Origin of the sequence: Accumulibacter sp. (assembly GCF_036625195.1) — a bacterium.
Classification (GTDB): domain Bacteria; phylum Pseudomonadota; class Gammaproteobacteria; order Burkholderiales; family Rhodocyclaceae; genus Accumulibacter.
This window is the reverse complement of the sequence record NZ_JAZKUG010000001.1, coordinates 4315669-4334437: the sequence shown is the minus strand read 5'-3', so window position 1 is coordinate 4334437 and position 18769 is coordinate 4315669. Positions and strand designations below refer to the sequence as shown.

16 protein-coding genes, 1 tRNA gene and 1 pseudogene are annotated in these 18769 nt (G+C 66.2%); 5 read left to right on the top strand and 13 right to left on the bottom strand.

Annotation, left to right across the window (positions count from 1 at the left end; genetic code table 11):
* Positions 1–29 precede the first annotated feature (29 nt).
* From V5B60_RS22305 to V5B60_RS19070, 10 genes and pseudogenes are all read right to left on the bottom strand, one after another.
* A pseudogene (locus V5B60_RS22305) lies at positions 30–807 on the bottom strand (restriction endonuclease).
* Positions 749–1009, bottom strand: a complete 261-nt coding sequence (locus V5B60_RS19110) for a hypothetical protein (RefSeq protein ID WP_332349250.1) — start codon at positions 1007–1009, stop codon at positions 749–751. The pseudogene V5B60_RS22305 and the gene V5B60_RS19110 overlap by 59 nt, the downstream one beginning before the upstream one ends.
* A gap of 35 nt (positions 1010–1044) precedes the next feature.
* The gene (gene ychF / locus V5B60_RS19105) at positions 1045–2136 is read right to left on the bottom strand and encodes a redox-regulated ATPase YchF (protein WP_332349248.1); all 1092 of its coding nucleotides are present in this window, start codon (positions 2134–2136) and stop codon (positions 1045–1047) included.
* Positions 2137–2152: 16 nt separating this feature from the next.
* On the bottom strand, positions 2153–2722 hold the full coding sequence (pth, locus tag V5B60_RS19100; protein ID WP_332349246.1) for an aminoacyl-tRNA hydrolase: 570 nt from the start codon (positions 2720–2722) through the stop codon (positions 2153–2155).
* Between the two features lie 77 nt (positions 2723–2799).
* Positions 2800–3405, bottom strand: a complete 606-nt coding sequence (locus V5B60_RS19095) for a 50S ribosomal protein L25/general stress protein Ctc (protein WP_332349244.1) — start codon at positions 3403–3405, stop codon at positions 2800–2802.
* A 99-nt stretch (positions 3406–3504) separates the two neighbouring features.
* Entirely contained in the window at positions 3505–4455 is a 951-nt protein-coding gene (locus tag V5B60_RS19090; protein WP_332349242.1) for a ribose-phosphate pyrophosphokinase, read from the bottom strand.
* An 89-nt stretch (positions 4456–4544) separates the two neighbouring features.
* Positions 4545–4621: transfer RNA gene (locus V5B60_RS19085), tRNA-Gln, on the bottom strand.
* Positions 4622–4763: 142 nt separating this feature from the next.
* Complete coding sequence (gene ispE / locus V5B60_RS19080; RefSeq protein ID WP_332349241.1) at positions 4764–5633, bottom strand: 4-(cytidine 5'-diphospho)-2-C-methyl-D-erythritol kinase; 870 nt, start codon at positions 5631–5633, stop codon at positions 4764–4766.
* Entirely contained in the window at positions 5630–6262 is a 633-nt protein-coding gene (gene lolB / locus V5B60_RS19075) for a lipoprotein insertase outer membrane protein LolB (protein ID WP_332349239.1), read from the bottom strand. The genes ispE and lolB overlap by 4 nt, the downstream gene beginning before the upstream one ends.
* Positions 6259–8010: a tetratricopeptide repeat protein gene (locus V5B60_RS19070; RefSeq protein ID WP_332349237.1), complete on the bottom strand. Its 1752-nt coding sequence runs from the start codon at positions 8008–8010 to the stop codon at positions 6259–6261. The genes lolB and V5B60_RS19070 overlap by 4 nt, the downstream gene beginning before the upstream one ends.
* A gap of 95 nt (positions 8011–8105) precedes the next feature.
* Here V5B60_RS19070 and mutM point away from each other — a divergent pair, with 95 nt between their 5' ends.
* Both mutM and V5B60_RS19060 read left to right on the top strand, forming a co-directional pair.
* The gene (gene mutM / locus V5B60_RS19065) at positions 8106–8933 is read left to right on the top strand and encodes a bifunctional DNA-formamidopyrimidine glycosylase/DNA-(apurinic or apyrimidinic site) lyase (protein ID WP_332349235.1); all 828 of its coding nucleotides are present in this window, start codon (positions 8106–8108) and stop codon (positions 8931–8933) included.
* A gap of 76 nt (positions 8934–9009) precedes the next feature.
* The gene (locus tag V5B60_RS19060; RefSeq protein ID WP_332349233.1) at positions 9010–10965 is read left to right on the top strand and encodes a dynamin family protein; all 1956 of its coding nucleotides are present in this window, start codon (positions 9010–9012) and stop codon (positions 10963–10965) included.
* A 19-nt stretch (positions 10966–10984) separates the two neighbouring features.
* On the opposite strand, the gene V5B60_RS19055 is transcribed toward V5B60_RS19060, so the two are convergent.
* The 3 genes from V5B60_RS19055 to menB form a co-directional block, all read right to left on the bottom strand.
* Entirely contained in the window at positions 10985–13078 is a 2094-nt protein-coding gene (locus tag V5B60_RS19055; RefSeq protein WP_332350636.1) for an ATP-dependent helicase, read from the bottom strand.
* Positions 13079–13195: 117 nt separating this feature from the next.
* Entirely contained in the window at positions 13196–14317 is a 1122-nt protein-coding gene (gene menC, locus V5B60_RS19050; protein WP_332349231.1) for an o-succinylbenzoate synthase, read from the bottom strand.
* A gap of 99 nt (positions 14318–14416) precedes the next feature.
* Positions 14417–15256 carry a 1,4-dihydroxy-2-naphthoyl-CoA synthase gene (gene menB, locus V5B60_RS19045; RefSeq protein WP_332349229.1) on the bottom strand — a complete coding sequence of 280 codons (840 nt, stop codon included), beginning with the start codon at positions 15254–15256 and terminating at the stop codon, positions 14417–14419.
* A 127-nt stretch (positions 15257–15383) separates the two neighbouring features.
* Here menB and V5B60_RS19040 point away from each other — a divergent pair, with 127 nt between their 5' ends.
* From V5B60_RS19040 to V5B60_RS19030, 3 genes are read left to right on the top strand one after another with little or no spacing between them, the layout of a single operon-like run.
* Positions 15384–15584, top strand: a complete 201-nt coding sequence (locus tag V5B60_RS19040) for a hypothetical protein (protein ID WP_332349227.1) — start codon at positions 15384–15386, stop codon at positions 15582–15584.
* A gap of 9 nt (positions 15585–15593) precedes the next feature.
* A complete protein-coding gene (locus tag V5B60_RS19035; RefSeq protein ID WP_332349226.1) occupies positions 15594–18380 on the top strand; it encodes a sensor histidine kinase in 2787 nt (928 codons plus the stop codon).
* 18 nt (positions 18381–18398) lie between these two features.
* Positions 18399–18767: a response regulator transcription factor gene (locus tag V5B60_RS19030; protein ID WP_034937074.1), complete on the top strand. Its 369-nt coding sequence runs from the start codon at positions 18399–18401 to the stop codon at positions 18765–18767.
* Positions 18768–18769 lie beyond the last annotated feature (2 nt).

Genomic DNA, 18769 nt, shown 5'->3' with positions numbered 1-18769 from the left:
CCAACCGATCGCACGGCCTCGGGAAGATCTCATCCAATTTGCCTCGTGCCACGACAAGCCGGATAAGCCGAGCAGCCCCAAAATTCCTCGCCCGCGTTGGCTCCGCGCTTCGCCGTGCGCTTCAACATGGGCTTGCTACAGGTCGGGCAGCCTGGCACCGAAGGCGTATCCGCCGGAGCCGCCGAACCTGACGACGATCTGCTCTGCCGTGCAGGTGTCTGCCGTCTCGAATTCCGAGCCTGACGAATCAAGTCGTGCAGCAACGGCCCGTCAATGAGTTTCAGATTGCGCCCGCTGGCGAAGCCAACTGCATCTTCGGTGAACCGCCCCGAGGTCACTACCAAGCCGCCGGCTGCGCCCTTGGCCGCCATGACGCCGTAGAGTTCGCGCACCACGTCCACGCCGACCTTGAAAGCCTTCCACCGCTTGCATTGAACAAAGGTACTTCTCAGTACCCTTGGAGAGCACCAGATCGACACCACCATCGGCGCCGCCGCCGCCCGTTTCAAGTACGCCGTAGCCTTGCAGCCGGAAGGCCTCGCCCACCAGCATGTTTTCAAACTCGCGCCAGCTCATGCCGTCGAGTGCGTCGGCTGCCTTGCGTTGGCCGACATCCGCGATGAGCTTGCGGCGTGCTTGCCGATGCCACGCCAAGATGCCTGCGCCCGCCACGCACATCAGCGGCAAGAGGTACTGCCCGAAAGTCGCCAAGGTCCTCCAGTGCGTCTGCGTGACCATGGTTCCCATCTCACCCAGCTTGGTTGCCGCGACCACCTCTTGTCGCGTACACACGCTGAAGCTCGGCAATAACGCAGTACAACGCGATAGCGTTGTAGCGCTCCAATTCCGGCGTCTTTTCCGGGAATACTTCCGCCATCAGACCAAGCGTTCGGCGTACAGTCTTTGCAGTGGTGCCGTTTACATCGAACTCTTGATTCGCCTCATACATCCGATTGAGGTCGCTGTTCTTGACGTTGGCTGGCCCGCCGGCAAGCTCCAGGCATACCATCTGCGCCGCAACTTGGTCGTGCGCACCGCCCGGGCTCAGACGTTGAACAGGAAATTCAGCACATCGCCGTCCCGGACGACGTATTCCTTGCCTTCGGCGCGCATCTTGCCGGCTTCACGGGCGCCCTGTTCGCCCTTGCAGGCGATGAAGTCGGCGAAGGAAATCGTCTGCGCGCGGATGAAGCCACGCTCGAAGTCGCTGTGGATGACGCCGGCCGCCTGCGGCGCCGTGTCGCCGATGTGGATGGTCCACGCACGGACTTCCTTGGGGCCGGCGGTGAAGTAGGTCTGCAGGCCGAGCAGTTGGTAGGCGGCGCGGATCAGGCGGTTGAGCCCGGGTTCATCGAAGCCGAGGTCGGCCAGGAAGACGGCCTTGTCGTCGTCTTCGAGGTCGGCCAGTTCGGCCTCGATCTTGGCGCAGAGGGCGACCACTGGTGCTCCCTCGGCGGCAGCGTGCTGGCGGAGGCGCTCAAGGTGCGGATTGTTCTCGAAGCCGTCTTCGAGAACGTTGCCGACGTACATCGTCGGCTTGATCGTCAGCAGGCAGAGCGGCTTGAGCAGCGCGCGATCGTCGGCGGTAATCTGCAGGGTGCGTGCGGGCCGGCCTTCGTTGAGGTGGGGTTGCAACCGCTCGAGGACGTTGACCATCTTCTGCGCTTCCCGGTCGCCGGCCCGTGCCTTCTTGATGTCGCGATTCATCGTGCGCTCGACGGCGCTGAGGTCGGCCAGTGCCAGTTCGGTGAGGATGGTCTCGATGTCCGCGAGCGGGTCGACACGGCCGGAGACATGGACCACGTTCTCGTCCTCGAAGCAGCGGACGACGCTGACGATGGCGTCCGTCTCGCGGATGTTGGCCAGGAACTGGTTGCCGAGGCCTTCGCCCTTCGACGCGCCGGCAACCAGACCGGCAATGTCGACAAACTCGACGATCGCAGGTTGCACACGCTGTGGTCTGGCGATGGCGGCGATCTGTTGCAGTCTCGGGTCGGGAACCTCGACGATGCCGACGTTCGGCTCGATGGTGCAGAAGGGATAGTTCTCGGCCGCGATTCCCGCTTTGGTCAAGGCGTTGAAAAGGGTGGACTTGCCGACGTTCGGCAGGCCGACGATTCCGCATTGGAGGCTCATACGCTGGTTTCCATGGTCAGACGGTTTTCAGGTGCAACTGTCGCTGTGCCGCGGCGTAGTCGCCGGCTGCCAGCAGCGGCCAGGCGAGGAGGCAGCGGTCGATGGCAGGGTCGATCAGGTCTCGCTCCTCTCGCCGCGGCGCCTTGAGAACGTAGTTGACAACCTCGCTGCGCTCACCCGGATGGCCGATTCCCAATCGCAGCCGCCAGAAATCGGGCGTTGCCAGGCGCGACTGGATATCCTTGAGTCCATTGTGGCCACCGTTGCCACCACCCTGCTTGAGACGGATGCTGCCGGGTGGCAGGTCGAGATCATCATGGACGACGAGGATTTCTTCGCTGGCGATGCGGTAGAAGCGGGCGAGGGAGGCGACGGCCTGCCCGGAAAGATTCATGTAGGTCGTTGGTTGCACGAGCCAGAGATCATCGTGCCGCGCGAGGCGAGCGAAAAACTTTCCTTGCGGCGTCAGCCGCAGCTGCAGGCGTCGCGCCAGATGGTCAAGGAACCAGAAGCCGACGTTGTGCCGCGTCTCTTCATACTCGCTGCCGGGGTTGCCGAGACCGACGATCAGGCGGGGTGCGGGCATGGGTTCTCGTACGCGGGGAACAAACGGGCCGCCGCCGGCGGTGACTGCCCGGCACCGGCCCGGTGGGTAAAGCGGCCCTAGGCGGCGGTCCCGGCTTCACCTTCGTCGGCACCGGCGCCGCTCTTCCTGGCCGGAATCGACGCCACGACATAGTCGTCGCCATGCAGCACCAGCTTGACGCCGGCGGGCAGGGCGACTTCGGAGGCGTGAATCGAGTGGCCCGACTCGAGGTTCTGGAGGTCGACCTCGATGAAGGCCGGCAGATCCTGCGGCAGGCAACTCACCTCGATGTCATTGTGCACGTGCGACACGTTGCCGCCGCTCAGTTTGACGCCGGGAGCAATCTCGGCATTGACGAAATGCAGCGGAACCCGCTGATGGATGAGGTGCTCGGTGTCAACCCGCTGGAAATCGCAGTGCAGGACGAGCGGCTTCCATGGGTGCACCTGTGAGTCACGCAGGACGACGCTCTCGGCGACGCCATCGACCCGGAGCGTCAGGACCGACGAGTGGAAGGCTTCCTTGGCAAGGTTGAGCAGGGTTTCGTTGTGATCGATGTCGATCAGTTCGGCCGCTTTCGGACCGCCGTAGATGATGGCCGGAACACGGCCCTGGCGACGCAGGCGGCGGCTCGCTCCGGACCCCTGCTGGGTGCGCTTGCGCGCTTCAATCTGAAACTTCATGGACAGCTCCTGGTTGGACGAACCCCGCCCGCGACCAGGCGGGGGGTTGAGAAGGAAGGTGCGAGGCGGCGCGTCGCTGGTGCGCGCGGCTGCCTCCTGCTATTCGATGAACAGTGACGACACGGAGTCCTCGTTGCTGATGCGGCGGATCGTTTCCGCCAGCATACCGGCGACCGAGAGAACGCGGATTCGCGGCGACTCCTGCGCGTCCTCACGCAACGGGATCGTGTCGGTGACGACCAGTTCGTCGAGGTCGGAGTGGTTGATGCGGTCGACGGCCTTGCCCGAGAGGACGGGGTGCACGCAATAGGAGAGCACCTTCTTCGCCCCGTGTTCCTTGAGCGCGGTGGCTGCCTTGCAGAGCGTGCCGGCGGTGTCGACCAGGTCGTCCATGATGACGCAGGTACGGCCCTCGACCTCGCCGATGATGTTCATGACCTCGGAGACATTGGCTTTTGGGCGACGCTTGTCGATGATCGCCAGATCGCATTCGAGGCGCTTGGCCAATGCGCGGGCGCGGACGACGCCGCCGACGTCGGGCGAGACGACCAACAACTTGTCGAAATCATTCTTCCAGACGTCGCCGAGCATGATCGGCAGTGAATAGATGTTGTCGACGGGGATGCTGAAGAAGCCCTGGATCTGCTCCGTATGCAGGTCCATCGTCAGCACGCGGTGTACGCCGGCAGCGGTGAGCAGGTCCGCCACGAGCTTGGCGGCGATCGATACGCGCACCGAGCGCACGCGGCGGTCCTGGCGTGCATAGCCGAAATAGGGTATGGCGGCGGTGATGCGGGCGGCCGAGGCGCGCTTCAGCGCGTCGACCATGATCAGCAGCTCCATCAGGTTTTCGTTCGCCGGCGCGCAGGTGGACTGCAGGATGAAGACGTCCATGCCGCGGACGTGCTCCTGGATTTCGACACTGATCTCGCCATCCGAGAAGCGTCCGACATGCGCACGACCAAGCGAGATGTTGAGGTGTTTGACGACATCCGCGGCGAGGGCCGGGTTGGCGTTGCCGGTAAAGACCATCAGGCTGTCGTAGGCCATTTTGCGCTTCCCCTGTGGCTCTGCGCCCGGGCGCCCCACAAAGCAAGACGGGCAGGTTAGGAAGCCTGCCCGCGTTGACAGAAATCGAATGGCTGGGGAAGAAGGATTCGAACCTTCGAATGCCGGAATCAAAATCCGGTGCCTTGACCAACTTGGCGACTCCCCAGCGGTCTCTCACAACGCCCTGATGGCGAGCGAGGCGCGAATTATAGCGGGGATTCGCCAGGAAAAAAAGGGCGCTGGCCGGCGGCGCGGAGTCCGGCGCCAGCCGTCCGCAGACCGCGCTCCCCGTGCGGCGGCGTGCCTCGTCAGCGCGCCAGATCGAGCAGCGGGTGCGCGCTGGCGCCGGCGCTCGTCCAGGCACGCAGCCCGGTCGGCAGGCGCCGCAGCGCTGCTGCCGCCTCTTCCGGGTTGCTGCACTCGGCGAAGACACAGGCACCCGAACCCGTCATGCGGGCGCGGGCGGGTGCCGCTGCCGCCGCCAGGTGGCGGAGGCAACTGGCGATCGCCGGGAAGCGGGCGCAGGCGATCGCCTCGAGGTCGTTGCCGATGTCGTCGCGGGCCCAGTCGCGGGCTTCGATCGGCGGCGAGTCGCGGCGCAGTTCGGGGGCGGCAAAGATGGCTGCGGTCGGCACCTGTACCGGCGGCTCGACGACGACATAGCAGCGCGGCGGCAGCTCGACCGCCCGCAGCGTTTCGCCGACACCCTCGGCAAAGGCGTTGCGACCGAAGATGAAGACCGGCACGTCGGCACCGAGGGTCAGGCCGATTTCCTGCAGGCGCTGGCGCGGCAGCGCGATCTGCCAGAGATGATTGAGGGCGAGCAGCACACTTGCCGCGTCGGAGCTGCCTCCGCCAAGCCCGCCACCCATTGGCAGGCGTTTCTCGATGCGAATGTCGACGCCTTGCCGGCAGCCGCTGGCCGCCTGCAGGAGGCGCGCCGCGCGCACGCTCAGGTCGTTCTCCGGCGGCACTCCGGGCAAGGGTGTGACCAGCCGTACCGCGGCATCGGCGCGCGGCGAGAAATGCAGTCGGTCAGCGTGGTCGAGAAAGCGGAAGACCGTCTGCAGCAGGTGGTAGCCGTCAGCGCGCCGGCCGGTCACGCGCAGGAACAGGTTGAGCTTGGCCGGTGCCGGGTAGCTGCTGTCCCAGCTCCAGCGGCAGCCTGCCGGGGTCACTGCGCGTCATCCGTCGCTGTCGGCAAGCGCCACTCCTCGATGCGCAGGCGCAGCACGAAGCCGCCCTCCCGTTCGACGAACAAGCGGCCGGGCAGCGCCTGCGGCGTGTCGTCGTCGTACTCGTAGGCGATTCGCCAGTCCTCGTGTTGCAGCCGCAACGGACGGCCGAGCGCGTCGCGTTCGAGGCGTGCCTCGTCGGCATCGCTGCCGCGCAGCCAGTTGAGCAGTCGGACGAGGCCGATCGGCTGGCCGAGGACGGTCTGCAGCAGCTCGTCGCCGCTGGCGGCAGCCTGCTCGCTGCCGTCGCTGCGGCGCAGGCGGGCCCCGGATGCGTCGCCGACGATCTCGGCCAGGCCCTGGCCGAACGGCGATGCCAGCAGCAGCCTGTCGCTCCCACCGGCATGATGCCACTCGATCCTTCCGGCGTAGCTCTGCGCGGCGTCGCGCAGTGCGAAGCGGCCGACGAGGACGAAGTCCTGCAGATGGTCGCGCTGCAGGGCAGCCGGACGGTACTGCCGGAGCGGTGGCTGGCTGCTGCAGGCAGCCAGCGCGAGCGCCGCGACGAGCAGGCCAAGGCAACGACACGCGGTCTCCCGGTTGCCGGGCGAGGAAGCGCTTCTCCGGCTCACGGGCTGAACTTCCTGATCGCCTCGTTGAGCGCTTCGTGCGATGGATCCTTTTTCTGCGCCTCGAGCATGATCCGCTGCGCCTCGTGCTTGCGGCCGAGAGACCACAGGACCTCGCCGAGGTGGGCCGCGATCTCCGCATCATGGCGCTGAGCGAGAGCACGTTGCAGGTACTCGAGGGCACCATCCAGATCGCCCTGGCGGTACAGGACCCAGCCCATGCTGTCGAGGATGTAGCCGTCGTTGGGCGCGAGTTGCAGCGCCCTCTCGATCAGTTGCCGCGCCTCGGCGAGACGCATGTTGCGGTCGGCGTAGGTGTAGCCGAGCGCATTGTGGGCCTGCGCATTGTCCGGTTGCAGCTCGATCAGCTTGCGCAGGCGGCTCTCGGCGACCTCCAGGTTGCCCAGCCTTTCGCTCAGCAAGGCCGACTCGTAAAGCAGCTCGGGCTGTTGCGGCTGCTGCCTGAGTTCGCGTTCCAGGATGGCCAGTGCCGCTTCCGCCTGCTTGGCGTCGCGCAGCAATGCGGCTTCGGCGATCACCAGCTGCACGCGCAATTCGGGCCGGTTGGCGGCCGCCTGCTGGAGCAGGCTGCGTGCCTCGTCGAGCTTGCCCGAGCGGGCGACGATCGCAGCGCTGCGCAGTTGCGCCGGCAGGTACTGTTCGCCTGGACCAACCTGCCCGTAGTAAGCGAGCGCCTCGTCAGGCCGCTTGCCGTCTTCGGCAATCTGACCGAGGTAGTAGTAGGGCGCGCTCTTGTTCTGCAGTTCAAGTGTCAGCAGGTGCTTGAGCTGCTTCTCGGCGAGCGCGACGTCGTTTTCCTGCAGTGCCAGCAGGGCGACCGGGAAAACCACGTCCGGCTTGTCCGGGTAACTCAGGAGCAGGTGGTCGAAGTGACGCTTCGCCTCGCTGTAGCGCTTTTCCCCGACCAGGAGTCGTGCCAAATGCAGCTCGGCATCCGGTGACTTCGGATGGCGGGCGACGAAGCCCTGCAGCGCGCTGATCGCCGCCGCCGGCGATTTCTGGGCAAGGAGCTGCGCTTCGAGCAATGCTGCCGCTTCCCAGTCCGGACGCAACTCCAGAGCCTGCCGCGCTTCGGCGAGCGCGCGTGCCTCCTGGCCGGCGCTGCTGGCCGCTATGGACACCGCGTAGTGCGCTTCGGCGAGGCCAAAAAACGGTGCGCAGACCTGACTGACGAGCGCCAGAACAGCTTGCCGATCGGGGCTGCGGGCGAACATCCGGTTGAGCGCCACGAGGTTTGCCGGCAGGGCGGCAGGGTCACTCTGGAGCATGCTGATCAACTGCGGGGCGAGGCCGTCGAGTTGATTGCTCATGATCTGAACGCCGACCAGCACCTGCTGCGCGCGCTTCGACTCCGGCTCGACCTCGATCCACAGGCGTGCGAGCGCGAGGACGAGTTCGACCCGCCGCGCCTGCCCGGACACTTCGACGGCGCGGGCGATGATGGCGGGGTCGCGCGTCCGGCGCGCCAGGTCGGCATAGGCTTCGCTGGCGAATTCGCTCTTGCCACGCTGCAGGGCGACTTCTGCGAGCAGTGCCTGGTAGATGACCTGTCCGCTGAGCCCGCTGTAGTCCTTGTCGTCGGTACGCGGCGGCAGCGGCGGTGCCTTGCGGGACTGACGGCTTGACGACGCGGCCTGCTGGCTGATGATCGCTTCTTCGGCCGCGAGCGATGGAACGCTGCAGGCGAGCGCGAAGGCGGCGCAGAGGGCCCTTCGGGAGATCGGTTTCATTTCTTCCTTGCCTGACGCAGACGGTTGCGCGAAACGACGGCTGCTTTGCGTCATAATCCGTTCGCGCATGTTATGGACTTTTCGTGGTCGCAGCAATGCCGGAACTCCCCGAAGTCGAAGTCAGTCGCCAGGGATTGCTTCCCTTTCTGTCGCAGCAACGCATTGCTGGCGCCATCGTGCGCACGCCGCGACTGCGACATGAGATTCCCCCGGGTCTCGGCGCGCGCCTGGCCGGCCTACGTGTCGAGACGATACGGCGCCGCGGCAAGTATCTGCTTTTCGACTGCCAGAGCACGCATGGCGGTGGCTGGCTGATCATTCATCTCGGCATGTCCGGCAGCCTGCGCCTGGTGGCGCTGGAGACGCCGGCTCAGGCGCACGATCATTTCGACCTGCTGTTCGCAGACACCGTCCTTCGCCTGCGTGACCCGCGGCGCTTCGGAGCGCTGCTCTGGCACGAAGGCGAAAGGGTGGAGACGCATCCCCTGCTGGCCGATCTCGGCATCGAGCCTCTGTCCGCCGCCTTCGATGGCGACTGGTTGCATGCGGCAACGCGCGGGCGGCGCGCGCCGATCAAGCCAGTGTTGATGGACAGCCGGCTGGTGGTCGGCATCGGCAACATCTATGCCGCCGAGAGTCTCCATCTTGCCGGCATCTCGCCGCGCCGCGCGGCCAACCGCATCAGCCAAGCGCGCTATCACCTGCTGGCGGCGGCCGTCCGCTCGACCCTGTCGGCAGCGATCGCCGCCGGCGGCAGCAGTGTCCGCGACTATGTGCACAGTGATGGCGGCGCCGGCTGCTTCCAGCTCAGCTGCGCAGTCTACGACCGAGCCGGCGAACCCTGTCCGGCATGTGGCGGGCCGGTGCAGATGATCCGGCAGTGCGGGCGATCGAGCTTCTACTGCCGCCGCTGCCAACGCTGAAGCGGCAACGGCGTGCCAGGGAGGCACGACGACTTTGTGATAGAGTGCCGCCACCGACATTGTCCTGGATTCTGCCATGACGCTTGCCCAACACTTTGCCGCCTACAGCGAATGGCGCGCCCGTGTTTCGGAAATCATCGGAAAGTTCTCGGGCTGGTTGCTGGACCACGAACTGAACGATGCGCAGACCGACAGACGGCTCGCTCGCCTGCTCGAGAAGCTGCGCGAGGATCGCCTGCAGGTGGCGTTCGTCGCCGAGTTCTCGCGCGGCAAGTCGGAGCTGATCAACGCCATCTTCTTCGCCGGCTATGGCAACCGTGTCCTTCCGTCGACCGCAGGCAGGACGACGATGTGTCCGACGGAGCTGCTGTTCGACCGAAGCAGGGCGCCGTCGATCGAACTGCTGCCCATCGAGACGCGGGAGGCGAAGACGAGCATCAGCGAGTACAAGCGCTTTCCTGACGAGTGGCACACCGTAGCGATCGACACGACCTCGGCCGAGTCCATGCAGGAGGCGCTGCGGCACGTCAGTGACGTCATCCGCGTGCTGCCGACGGTGGCCGAAAGCCTCGGTTTCACGCTTGCCGACGGTGACTCGGAAGTGTTGCGCCGCGGTGACGATGGTTGTGTCGAGATTCCCCGCTGGCGGCATGCGGTGATCAACTTCCCGCATCCACTGCTCGAGCAGGGGCTGGTGATTCTTGACACGCCGGGTCTCAACGCCATCGGCACCGAACCCGAACTGACGCTTTCGCTGTTGCCGAACGCGCATGCCGTGTTGTTCATACTGGCTGCCGACACCGGCGTGACCCAGTCCGACCTGACGGTCTGGCGCGAACACATCGCCGCCGCTGGCGGCCGCAGCAAGGGCCGGATCGTGGTCCTCAACAAGATCGACACGCTGTGGGACGAACTCAAGTCGGCGCCGGAGATCGCCGCCGAGATCGAGCGGCAGGTCGACACCTGTGCCTGGACGCTCGATCTGGCGGAGAACCAGATTTTCCCGGTTTCCGCGCAGAAGGCATTGGTTGCCAAGATCAACGACGACGGCGAGCTGTTGCAGCGCAGTCGTCTGTCGGAACTCGAGAAAGCCCTCTCGCAGGAGCTGATTCCAGCCAAGCAGGAAATCGTTCGCGACGGCATCGAGGCCGAGTTTGCCGACTGCTTCCAGCGCACGCGCAGCCTGCTCGATTCGCGCCTCGCCGGGTTGCACGAACAACTCACCGAATTGACCGAATTGCGTGGCAAGAACAAGGGTGTCGTCGAGTACATGATGGGCAAGGTGCGTGTCGAGAAGGAGGAGTTCGAGTCTGGCCTGCAGCGCTACTACGCCGTGCGCAGTGTTTTTTCACAGTTGACGAACAACCTGTTCGCGCACCTCGGGCTCGATGCGATGCGCATGCTGAGTACGACGACACGCGAGGCGATGGCCAAGGCCACCTTCTCGAAGACGCTGGCGGCAGCGATGACCCACTATTTCGACGAGGCGCGCGGCAGCCTGCAGCGATCGGAGGACGATGTCAGGGAGATCAAGTCCATGATGGAGGCGATCCACAAGAAGTTCTCGGTCGAGCACGGGCTCAAGTTGGGAACGCCCGTAGGCTTTTCGCTGCTGCGCTACGAGAAGGAGATCGACCGCCTCGACGACTGGTGCCAAACGCACGTCAGCAGCATGTTCCAGTTGATGGTGCATGAGAAGAGCCAGTTGATGCAGCGTTTCTTCGAAGACGTGGCGGTGCAGGTGCGCAAGACCTTCGAGCGAGCCAATCGCGACGCCGAGTCATGGTTGAAAGCGGTCATGGCGCCGCTGGAGATCCAGATCCGCGAGCACCAGATTCATCTCAAGCGGCGACTCGAGAGCATCAAGCGGATCCATCAGGCGACCGATACGCTTGAGCAGCGGATCGACGAACTGCAGCATGTCGAGGACAAGCTGTTCCAGCAGATGAAGTCGTTGAGCCAGGTCGGCCAGGAATTCGCCGAAGTGCTGCGGCAGGAGGTCAACGGCGAAGTGGATCGTCGCGCCGCCTGACGCGACGGCGCGCCGCCCTTCATTCCCACATCGCGCGCATCCGCGCCGTCAGGTCGAACACCTGCTGCCGAGCGTGCGGATTGGCAGGCGCCACGACAACGGCCGGCTGCGGCCAGGAAAGTTGCTCATAGTCGGGCAGCAGTGCATGCGGGATGAAACGCGTGCGCGCGGCATGGACGTACCGGTCGCCATGGGCCGGCTGCTGCGCGACGTGGAAACGCTGCGGCAGGATCAGCTCCAGGTGTGTCCGCGCCCGCGTCATGGCAACGTAGAGCAGCCGTCGCTCCTCCTCGAGCGCTGCCGTCGAACCGGTTGCCATGTCTGACGGGATGCAGCCATCGACTGCATTGAGGACGAACACGGCGGTCCATTCCTGCCCCTTGGCGGAGTGGATCGTCGACAGGATCAGGTAGTCCTCGTCGAGCAGCGGTGGTCCGGCCTCGTCGCTGCTGGCAGCGGGCGGGTCGAGCGTCAGTTCGGTGAGGAAGCGCTCGGCATTCGGATAGGTGGCAGCGATCAGTGCCAGCTGTTCGATGTCCGCCTGCCGCGGCAGCGGATCTTCGTGCAGACGATCGATCTGTTCCTGATACCAGTGGCAGACCCGCTCGCAGGCGGTCGGCCACGGTGCGCGACCGGGGCCGCAATCGGCGACCAGTGCGGCGAACTCGCGCCAGGCGGGCTTTACCGCCTCGGCGACGGGTTGCTCGTCGAGCAGCAGGCAGGCGGCCGCCGCCGAAGCGATGTTGTCGAGCACGCGACTGGCGCTTTTCGGACCGATCCCGGCAACCAGTTGCATGGCACGGAAGCCGGCCATGCGGTCACGTTGGTTCTGCCCCCAGCGGAGGATGGCGAGGACGTCCTTGACGTGCGCGGCTTCGAGGAACCTGAGTCCACCGAACTTGACGAAGGGGATGTTGCGCCGCCGCAGTTCGATCTCGATGCGCACGCTGTGCTGCGCGGTGCGGAACAGCACCGCCTGCGACTTCAGGCGGAGGCCGGCTTCGCGACGCGCGAGCACCTGCTCGACGACGTAGGCGGCCTGGTCGGCTTCGTCGCGCACGGCGACGAGCCGCGGCTTCTCGCCGGCTCGGCGCTCGCTCCACAGATCCTTGGTGAAGCGCTCCTTGGCGAGCGCGATCACCCGGTTGGCAGCGTCGAGGATCGGCTGCGTAGACCGGTAATTGCGGTCGAGGGTGAGCACCTGCGCGGGTGGTGCGAAGTGCTGCGGAAAGTCGAGGATGTTGCGCACCGTTGCACCGCGAAAGGCGTAGATCGACTGCGCGTCGTCGCCGACGACGGTGAGGCCGTTGCCATCGGGTTTCATCGCCAGCAGGATCGCTGCCTGCAGACGGTTGGTATCCTGGTACTCGTCCACCAGCACGTGGCTGAAGCGATCGCCGATCTCGCGACCGAGTTCGCCCTCGCCGACCATCTGTGCCCAATAGAGGAGCAGGTCGTCGTAGTCGAGTACCTGCTGGCCCTGCTTGCTGCGCACGTATTCGCGGAACAGGCTCTTGAGCTCGGTTTCCCATTCGGCGCACCACGGAAAGCTCGTCTGCAGCACTTCGCCGAGCGCCACCTGCGTGTTCAGCACCGCCGAGTAGATCGCCAGGCAGGTGCCCTTCAACGGGAAGCGCTTCGCCCTTGCCGAGAAGCCCAGGCTGTGGCGGGCGAGGTTGAGCAGGTCGGCCGAATCCTGCCGGTCATGGATGCTGAAGGCGGGGTCGATGCCGATGCGCGCGGCGTACTCGCGCAACAGGCGGGCAGCGATGCCGTGAAAGGTGCCTGCCCAGGGCAACGGTGGTGTGCCGGCTGCACGCCGGCCGAGCAGACGCCCGACGCGGCGGCTCATCTCGTCGGCGGCACGGCGCGAGAAGGTGAGCAGGAGCAGGCGGGTGGGGTCGGCACCGCAGTCGATCAACTGCGCGACCCGGTGCGCGAGTGTGCTGGTCTTGCCCGAGCCGGCGCCGGCGATCACCAGCAAGGGCGGGTGCCGCTGTTCTCCGCCGCGCTGTGCTTCGATGCCGAAGCCGACCGCAGCCCGCTGCGCCGGGTTGAGCGACGCGATTCGCTCAACCGGGGCAGTCGGGTACCCGTCATCAGGAATGCGCATCCTCGGCGCGTTGCTCACCGGTGTCGCACGCGGATGCCCGGCGCGTATCCTGCCAGCCACTCGTGCGGCCGCCTGCTTGCCCGTGTCGTCGACCACGCCGCCTCCTGGTCACTGTAATTATCGACAGTATAGCGCGTCGAGTGGCAGGAAGCGTCGCTGCCGTTCGGGCACGAAGCCGAGCCCTGGCGAGGCGTCGAGCAGCAGCAGGCCGCGGCCGATGCGGGGTGGCGACCCGGTATCCTCGTGCAGCCACGCCGAGGTGGCAAGACCGTGCGCCAGCCCGTTGTCGAGTGCTGCCGCGACGTGGGCGGCAGCGGTGATGCCGCAGGCGCTGTCGAGGCTGCTGGTGATGATGCATTCGACGCCGGCGTTGCCGGCCTGGCGCGCCAGTGCGAGGGTCGGCAGCAGGCCGCCATGCCGCGGCGGCTTGAGCACCAGGCGGCGCACCGCCCGCCGCCCGACGAGGGCCTCGCCGTCGAGGTGGCGGATCGACTCGTCGACGGCAATGGCGATCGTCGTGCTGTCCTGCAGGGCCTGCAACCGGTCGATGTCGGGAGCGGCCAGCGGTTCCTCGAGCATCTCGATCGGCAGCTTGGCGCAGGCCTGCAGGAAGCGGGTCGCCGCCGCGTCCGGCCAGGCGCGGTTGGCGTCGAGGCGCAGGCGGCAGCCGGGTGGCAGGACGGTGGCGATCTGCTGCAGGAGGGCGACCTCGTCGTCGATGGCGAGCACGCCGACCTTCATCTTGAGAATCGCGAAGCCGGCGTTGCAGGCGGCGCGAATGTCGTTGGCGCCGAGGTTGTGCAGACTGCCACAGGCGGCGTTGATCCGTACGGGGGGCGGTGGCGCCGAGCACATCCCGTGCCGCAGGCGGGTGCCGCTGAGGTAGGCCGCAAGCGGCATCCCGGAACCCTGCGCCAGCAGGTCGAGGAGCGCCGTCTCGACGGCACAGCGCGCGACCGGCGTGGGACAGTCGCCGTCCGGCGCGAGCCGCTCGAGCGCTGCCCGGGCGGTGAGGCCGATCAGCGGCAGCAGCAGCGAGCGCAGCGCCTGTGCCGCGGCCGGCGCGTTCTCGCCACCGCTGCCGGGCAGCGGCGCGCAGTCACCGTAGGCGCGGCGTCCGCTGTCGTCCTGCAGGCAGAGCAGCCAGCCGCAGCGTTCGTCGACGCTGGCGCCCGCCGTCAGCCAAGGCGACCGCAGCGGCAGCCGATAGGGGTGAACGCTCGCTGCAGCGAGCTTCATCGGCGTCGCGGCGGTCCGCCGGAAGTGGTTGCCAGCGCCGTGCCGCCGGACCCGCGCGCGGAGTCCCGGCCGCTGTCGCAGCGCGGGCGCCGATGACGCTCAGGGCCGCCGGCGATAGCGCGAGAAATCCGGTCGCCGCTTCTCGACCCAGGCATTGCGTCCCTCCTGGCCTTCGGCGGTCATGTAGAAGAGGCCGGTGGCATTGCCGGCGAGTTCCTGGATCCCGGCAAGACCGTCGGTATCGGCGTTGAAGCCGGCCTTGATCATGCGCAGCGCCATCGGCGAGAGCTGCAGCATCTCGCGACACCAGCGCACGGTCTCCTCCTCGAGTCCGGCGAGGGGAACGACCGCATTCACCAGCCCCATCGACAGCGCCTGCGCCGCGTCATACTGGCGGCAGAGTAGCCAGATCTCCTTCGCCCGCTTGAGACCGATCGTCCGCGCCATCAGCCCGGCGCCGAGGCCGGCGTCGAAACTGCCGACGCGCGGGCCGGTCTGGCCAAAACGGGCGTTGTCGGCGGCTATCGTCAGGTCGCAGACGAGGTGCAGGACGTGCCCGCCACCGATCGCGTAACCCGCGACCATCGCCACCACGGGCTTCGGGCAGCGGCGAATCTGCATCTGCAGGTCGAGCACATTGAGGTGCGGCATGCCCGCTTCGTCGTGGTAGCCGCCGTCATCGCCGCGCACGAACTGGTCGCCGCCCGAGCAGAAGGCGAGGTGTCCGGCGCCGGTCAGGACGATGACACCGATGGCGGCATCGAACTGCGCCCGGTGCATGGCATCGATCAGTTGCTCGACGGTTTCGGGGCGAAAGGCATTGCGTCGCTCGGGCCGATTGATGACAATGCGGGCGATGCCCTCGGCAGCGTCGTAGCGGATGTCGCTGTAGGTGGCGTCGGCGACGCGTGGCTGCCAATCGAGAGCGGGGCGGATCATCCAGATGGTTCCTCGGCGAAGGGGGAGAAGGCGGCAGTATAGCGTTTGACGAAGACTGACTGGATGCCGGCAGCGCGCCTTCAGGGCTGCTGCGCATGCGGCCAACAGCATTGGCGAGGAGGCTCCGATGCAGCGCAGGATACTCGGCAGGGATCGCTTGGTTGCGGCTTTTCTCGCGGGCTGCGTGCTTTTCAACTACCCGCTGCTGTCGGTTTTCGACCGGCCGAGCGAGGTCTTCGACATTCCGTTGATCTTCGCCTACATCTTCTTTGCCTGGGCGCTGGTCATCGCCCTGATGGCCTGGGCGAGCGAAGCGCGTTCCGGCTAGGCCGCGACGATGCTGCAAGCGCCGGTCCTGATTGCCGTCTCGCTGCTCTACCTCGGCCTGCTGTTCGCCGTCGCCTGGTGGGGCGACCGGCGAGCCGACCAAGGCCGGTCTCTGATCGACAGCGCGACGATCTACGCCCTGTCGATGGCGGTGTACTGCACGACCTGGACCTTTTACGGCAGCGTCGGGCGAGCCGCCGTCTCGGGCATCGGCTTCCTGCCGGTGTACCTCGGGCCGACGCTGGTGATGGCGCTGGGCTGGTTCATCCTGCGCAAGATGATCCGCATCGTCAAGGCCAATCGCATCACCTCGATCGCCGACTTCATTTCGTCGCGCTACGGCAAGAGCCATCTCCTCGGCGGGCTGGTGACGATCATCGCGGTGATCGGCATCGTTCCCTACATCGCGCTGCAGTTGAAGGCGGTGTCGAGCACGGTCGGTCTGCTGCTGGGCTATCCCGACATCGTCATGCCGCATCGCAGCCCGACGATGTCGGTGGCAGCCGACATCAGCTTCTACATCGCCCTGATCCTGGCTGCGTTCACGATCGTCTTCGGTACCCGCCACCTCGATGCCACCGAGCGCCACGAAGGCATGGTGGCGGCGATCGCCCTCGAGTCGGTGGTCAAGCTGGTGGCCTTCGTCGCCGTCGGCGTCTTCGTCACCTACGGCATCTATGGGGGATTCGGCGACATCTTCGAACATCTGGCGACGCACCCCGAACTGCGGCGGCTGGCGACCGCGATTCCGTCCGGTCAGGGATATACCGGCTGGTTCTCGCTGATCGTCCTCTCGGCGCTGGCGGTGCTCTTCCTGCCACGCCAGTTCCAGGTGGCCGTCGTCGAAAACGTCGATGAGTCGCACCTCCGGCGCGCCGCCTGGTTGTTTCCGCTCTACCTGTTGCTGATCAACATCTTCGTCCTGCCGATCGCGCTCGGTGGGCTGATGCATTTCGCGGGGCAGGGCGTCGACGCCGACACCTTCGTCCTGACGCTGCCGATGTCGCAGCGGCAGGAGGGGCTGGCGCTGCTGGTGTTCATCGGCGGCCTGTCGGCCGGCACCGGGATGGTCATCGTGGAAACCATCGCGCTGTCGACGATGGTCTGCAACGACCTCGTCATGCCACTTCTGTTGCGCCATCGCGGGCTCGCGCTGAGCGAAGCGAAGGACCTTTCGGGCCTGCTTCTGGGCATCCGGCGCGGCGCGATCGTCCTCATCCTGCTGCTCGGCTATTGCTATTTCCGGCTGGCGGGAGAGGCCTATGCACTCGTCGCCATCGGTCTGATCAGTTTCTCCGCCGTGGCCCAGTTCGCGCCGGCGATCATCGGCGGCATGTACTGGCGGGGCGGCACGCGCGGCGGTGCGCTGGCGGGGCTTCTGGCGGGTTTCGTCGTCTGGGGCTACACGCTGCTGCTGCCGTCCTTTGCCAAGTCGGGATGGCTGCCGGGCGACTTCCTGACGCAGGGGCTGTCCGGCATCGATCTCCTGCGACCACTGCAACTGTTCGGACTGACCGGCATCGACGAGATCTCGCACTGCCTGTTCTGGAGTTTCCTGGCCAACATCGGCGCCTATGTCGGCGTCTCGCTGCTGCGGCCGCCGACGGCCGCCGAGGCGACGCAGGCGACGGTCTTCGTCGATGCGCTGCAGGAGGCGGGGCCGATCGGCGCCGTCCTCTGGCGCGGCCGGGCGAAGGTCAGCGACCTGCAGGAGCTGGTCGGGCGCTTTCTCGGACCGGCGCGGGCGGAGGTGGCCTTTGCCGGCTATGCCCGTCGTCATGGCAGCCGGCAGGGCGACAAGCCGGAAGCCGATGCGCGTCTGGTGCAGTTTGCCGAATCACTGCTCGCCGGCGCCATCGGCAGCGCCTCGGCGCGGGTCATGGTGGCCTCGGTGGCCAAAGAGGAGCCGCTGAGCATCGAGGAGGTGATGCACATTCTCGACGAAGCTTCGCAACTGCGCACCTACAGCCGCGAACTCGAGCGCAAGTCGCGCGAGCTGACGGCGGCGACGCTCGAGTTGCGCGAGGCCAACGAGCGCCTGCAGGAACTCGACCGAGTCAAGGATGACATCATGTCGTCGGTGACGCACGAGTTGCGCACGCCGCTGACCTCGATCCGTGCCTTCTCCGAACTGCTGCGCGATGATCCGAAGATGCACCTGCCGGATCGTGAGCGCTTTCTCGGTCTCATCGTCAGTGAGACCGAGCGCCTGACGCGACTGATCAACCAGACGCTCGATCTGGCTAAGATCGAGTCCGGGCGCGCCGACTGGAATGCCTGCGAGCTCGATCTGAAGGAAGTGATCGAGCAGTCGGTCGCGGCGACCAGCCAACTTTTTCGCGAGAAAGAGGCGCATGTCGATCTCGATCTGCCGGATAATCTGCCGCAGATCATGGGTGACCGAGACCGCCTGATCCAGGTGATGCTGAATCTGCTTTCGAACGCGGCCAAGTTTCTGCCGCCGGGCAGTGGCCGGGTGCGGGTGGTGTTGTCCCTGCTGGCAGACGGACTGCAGGTGAGCGTCACCGACAACGGGCCGGGAATCCGGCCGCAGGATCAGGAGCTGATCTTCGAGAAGTTCCGCCAGGTTGGCGACACGATGACCGCCAAGCCATCTGGAACCGGTCTCGGTCTGCCGATCAGCCGGCGCATCGTCGAGCATCTCGGCGGCCGGTTGTGGGTGGAGAGCGTCCCGGGCGAGGGCGCGACCTTCCTGTTTACCCTGCCTTTTGCGCCGCAGCACGAGCCGGCGGTTGGGCAGCCGGAGCAGCCTGGCCAATCCGGCGGGCGTGGTTGATGGAGGAGCGGAGTACCGATGAACAAGAAAATTCTGATTGCCGACGACGAGCAAAACATCGTCATTTCGATCGAATTCCTGCTGCGCCGGGAGGGCTTCGAGGTGCTCGTCGCGGGCGATGGCGAAGAAGCCCTGGCGAAGGTTCGGGGCGAGAGGCCGGACCTCGTGCTGCTCGACGTGATGATGCCGAAGATGAATGGCTTTGATGTCTGTCAGGCATTGCGCTCCGATCCCGATCTCTCTGCCACGCGGATCCTGATGCTGACGGCCAAGGGGCGCGACACGGAGGTGAGCAAGGGGCTGGGGCTCGGCGCCGACGGCTACATGACGAAGCCCTTTTCGACCAAGGAACTGCTGGCCGAGGTGCGCAAGCTGCTCGGCATGTAGGC

What these genes read in the sequence shown, in the direction of transcription:
- V5B60_RS19110 (WP_332349250.1), bottom strand. Translation starts at nt 1,009, where the DNA reads ATGGTATGCCTGGAGCTTGCCGGCGGGCCAGCCAACGTCAAGAACAGC.
- ychF (WP_332349248.1), bottom strand. Translation starts at nt 2,136, where the DNA reads ATGAGCCTCCAATGCGGAATCGTCGGCCTGCCGAACGTCGGCAAGTCC.
- pth (WP_332349246.1), bottom strand. Translation starts at nt 2,722, where the DNA reads ATGCCCGCACCCCGCCTGATCGTCGGTCTCGGCAACCCCGGCAGCGAG.
- V5B60_RS19095 (WP_332349244.1), bottom strand. Translation starts at nt 3,405, where the DNA reads ATGAAGTTTCAGATTGAAGCGCGCAAGCGCACCCAGCAGGGGTCCGGA.
- V5B60_RS19090 (WP_332349242.1), bottom strand. Translation starts at nt 4,455, where the DNA reads ATGGCCTACGACAGCCTGATGGTCTTTACCGGCAACGCCAACCCGGCC.
- V5B60_RS19070 (WP_332349237.1), bottom strand. Translation starts at nt 8,010, where the DNA reads ATGAAACCGATCTCCCGAAGGGCCCTCTGCGCCGCCTTCGCGCTCGCC.
- mutM (WP_332349235.1), top strand. Translation starts at nt 8,106, where the DNA reads ATGCCGGAACTCCCCGAAGTCGAAGTCAGTCGCCAGGGATTGCTTCCC.
- V5B60_RS19060 (WP_332349233.1), top strand. Translation starts at nt 9,010, where the DNA reads ATGACGCTTGCCCAACACTTTGCCGCCTACAGCGAATGGCGCGCCCGT.
- V5B60_RS19055 (WP_332350636.1), bottom strand. Translation starts at nt 13,078, where the DNA reads ATGCGCATTCCTGATGACGGGTACCCGACTGCCCCGGTTGAGCGAATC.
- menC (WP_332349231.1), bottom strand. Translation starts at nt 14,317, where the DNA reads ATGAAGCTCGCTGCAGCGAGCGTTCACCCCTATCGGCTGCCGCTGCGG.
- menB (WP_332349229.1), bottom strand. Translation starts at nt 15,256, where the DNA reads ATGATCCGCCCCGCTCTCGATTGGCAGCCACGCGTCGCCGACGCCACC.
- V5B60_RS19040 (WP_332349227.1), top strand. Translation starts at nt 15,384, where the DNA reads ATGCAGCGCAGGATACTCGGCAGGGATCGCTTGGTTGCGGCTTTTCTC.
- V5B60_RS19035 (WP_332349226.1), top strand. Translation starts at nt 15,594, where the DNA reads ATGCTGCAAGCGCCGGTCCTGATTGCCGTCTCGCTGCTCTACCTCGGC.
- V5B60_RS19030 (WP_034937074.1), top strand. Translation starts at nt 18,399, where the DNA reads ATGAACAAGAAAATTCTGATTGCCGACGACGAGCAAAACATCGTCATT.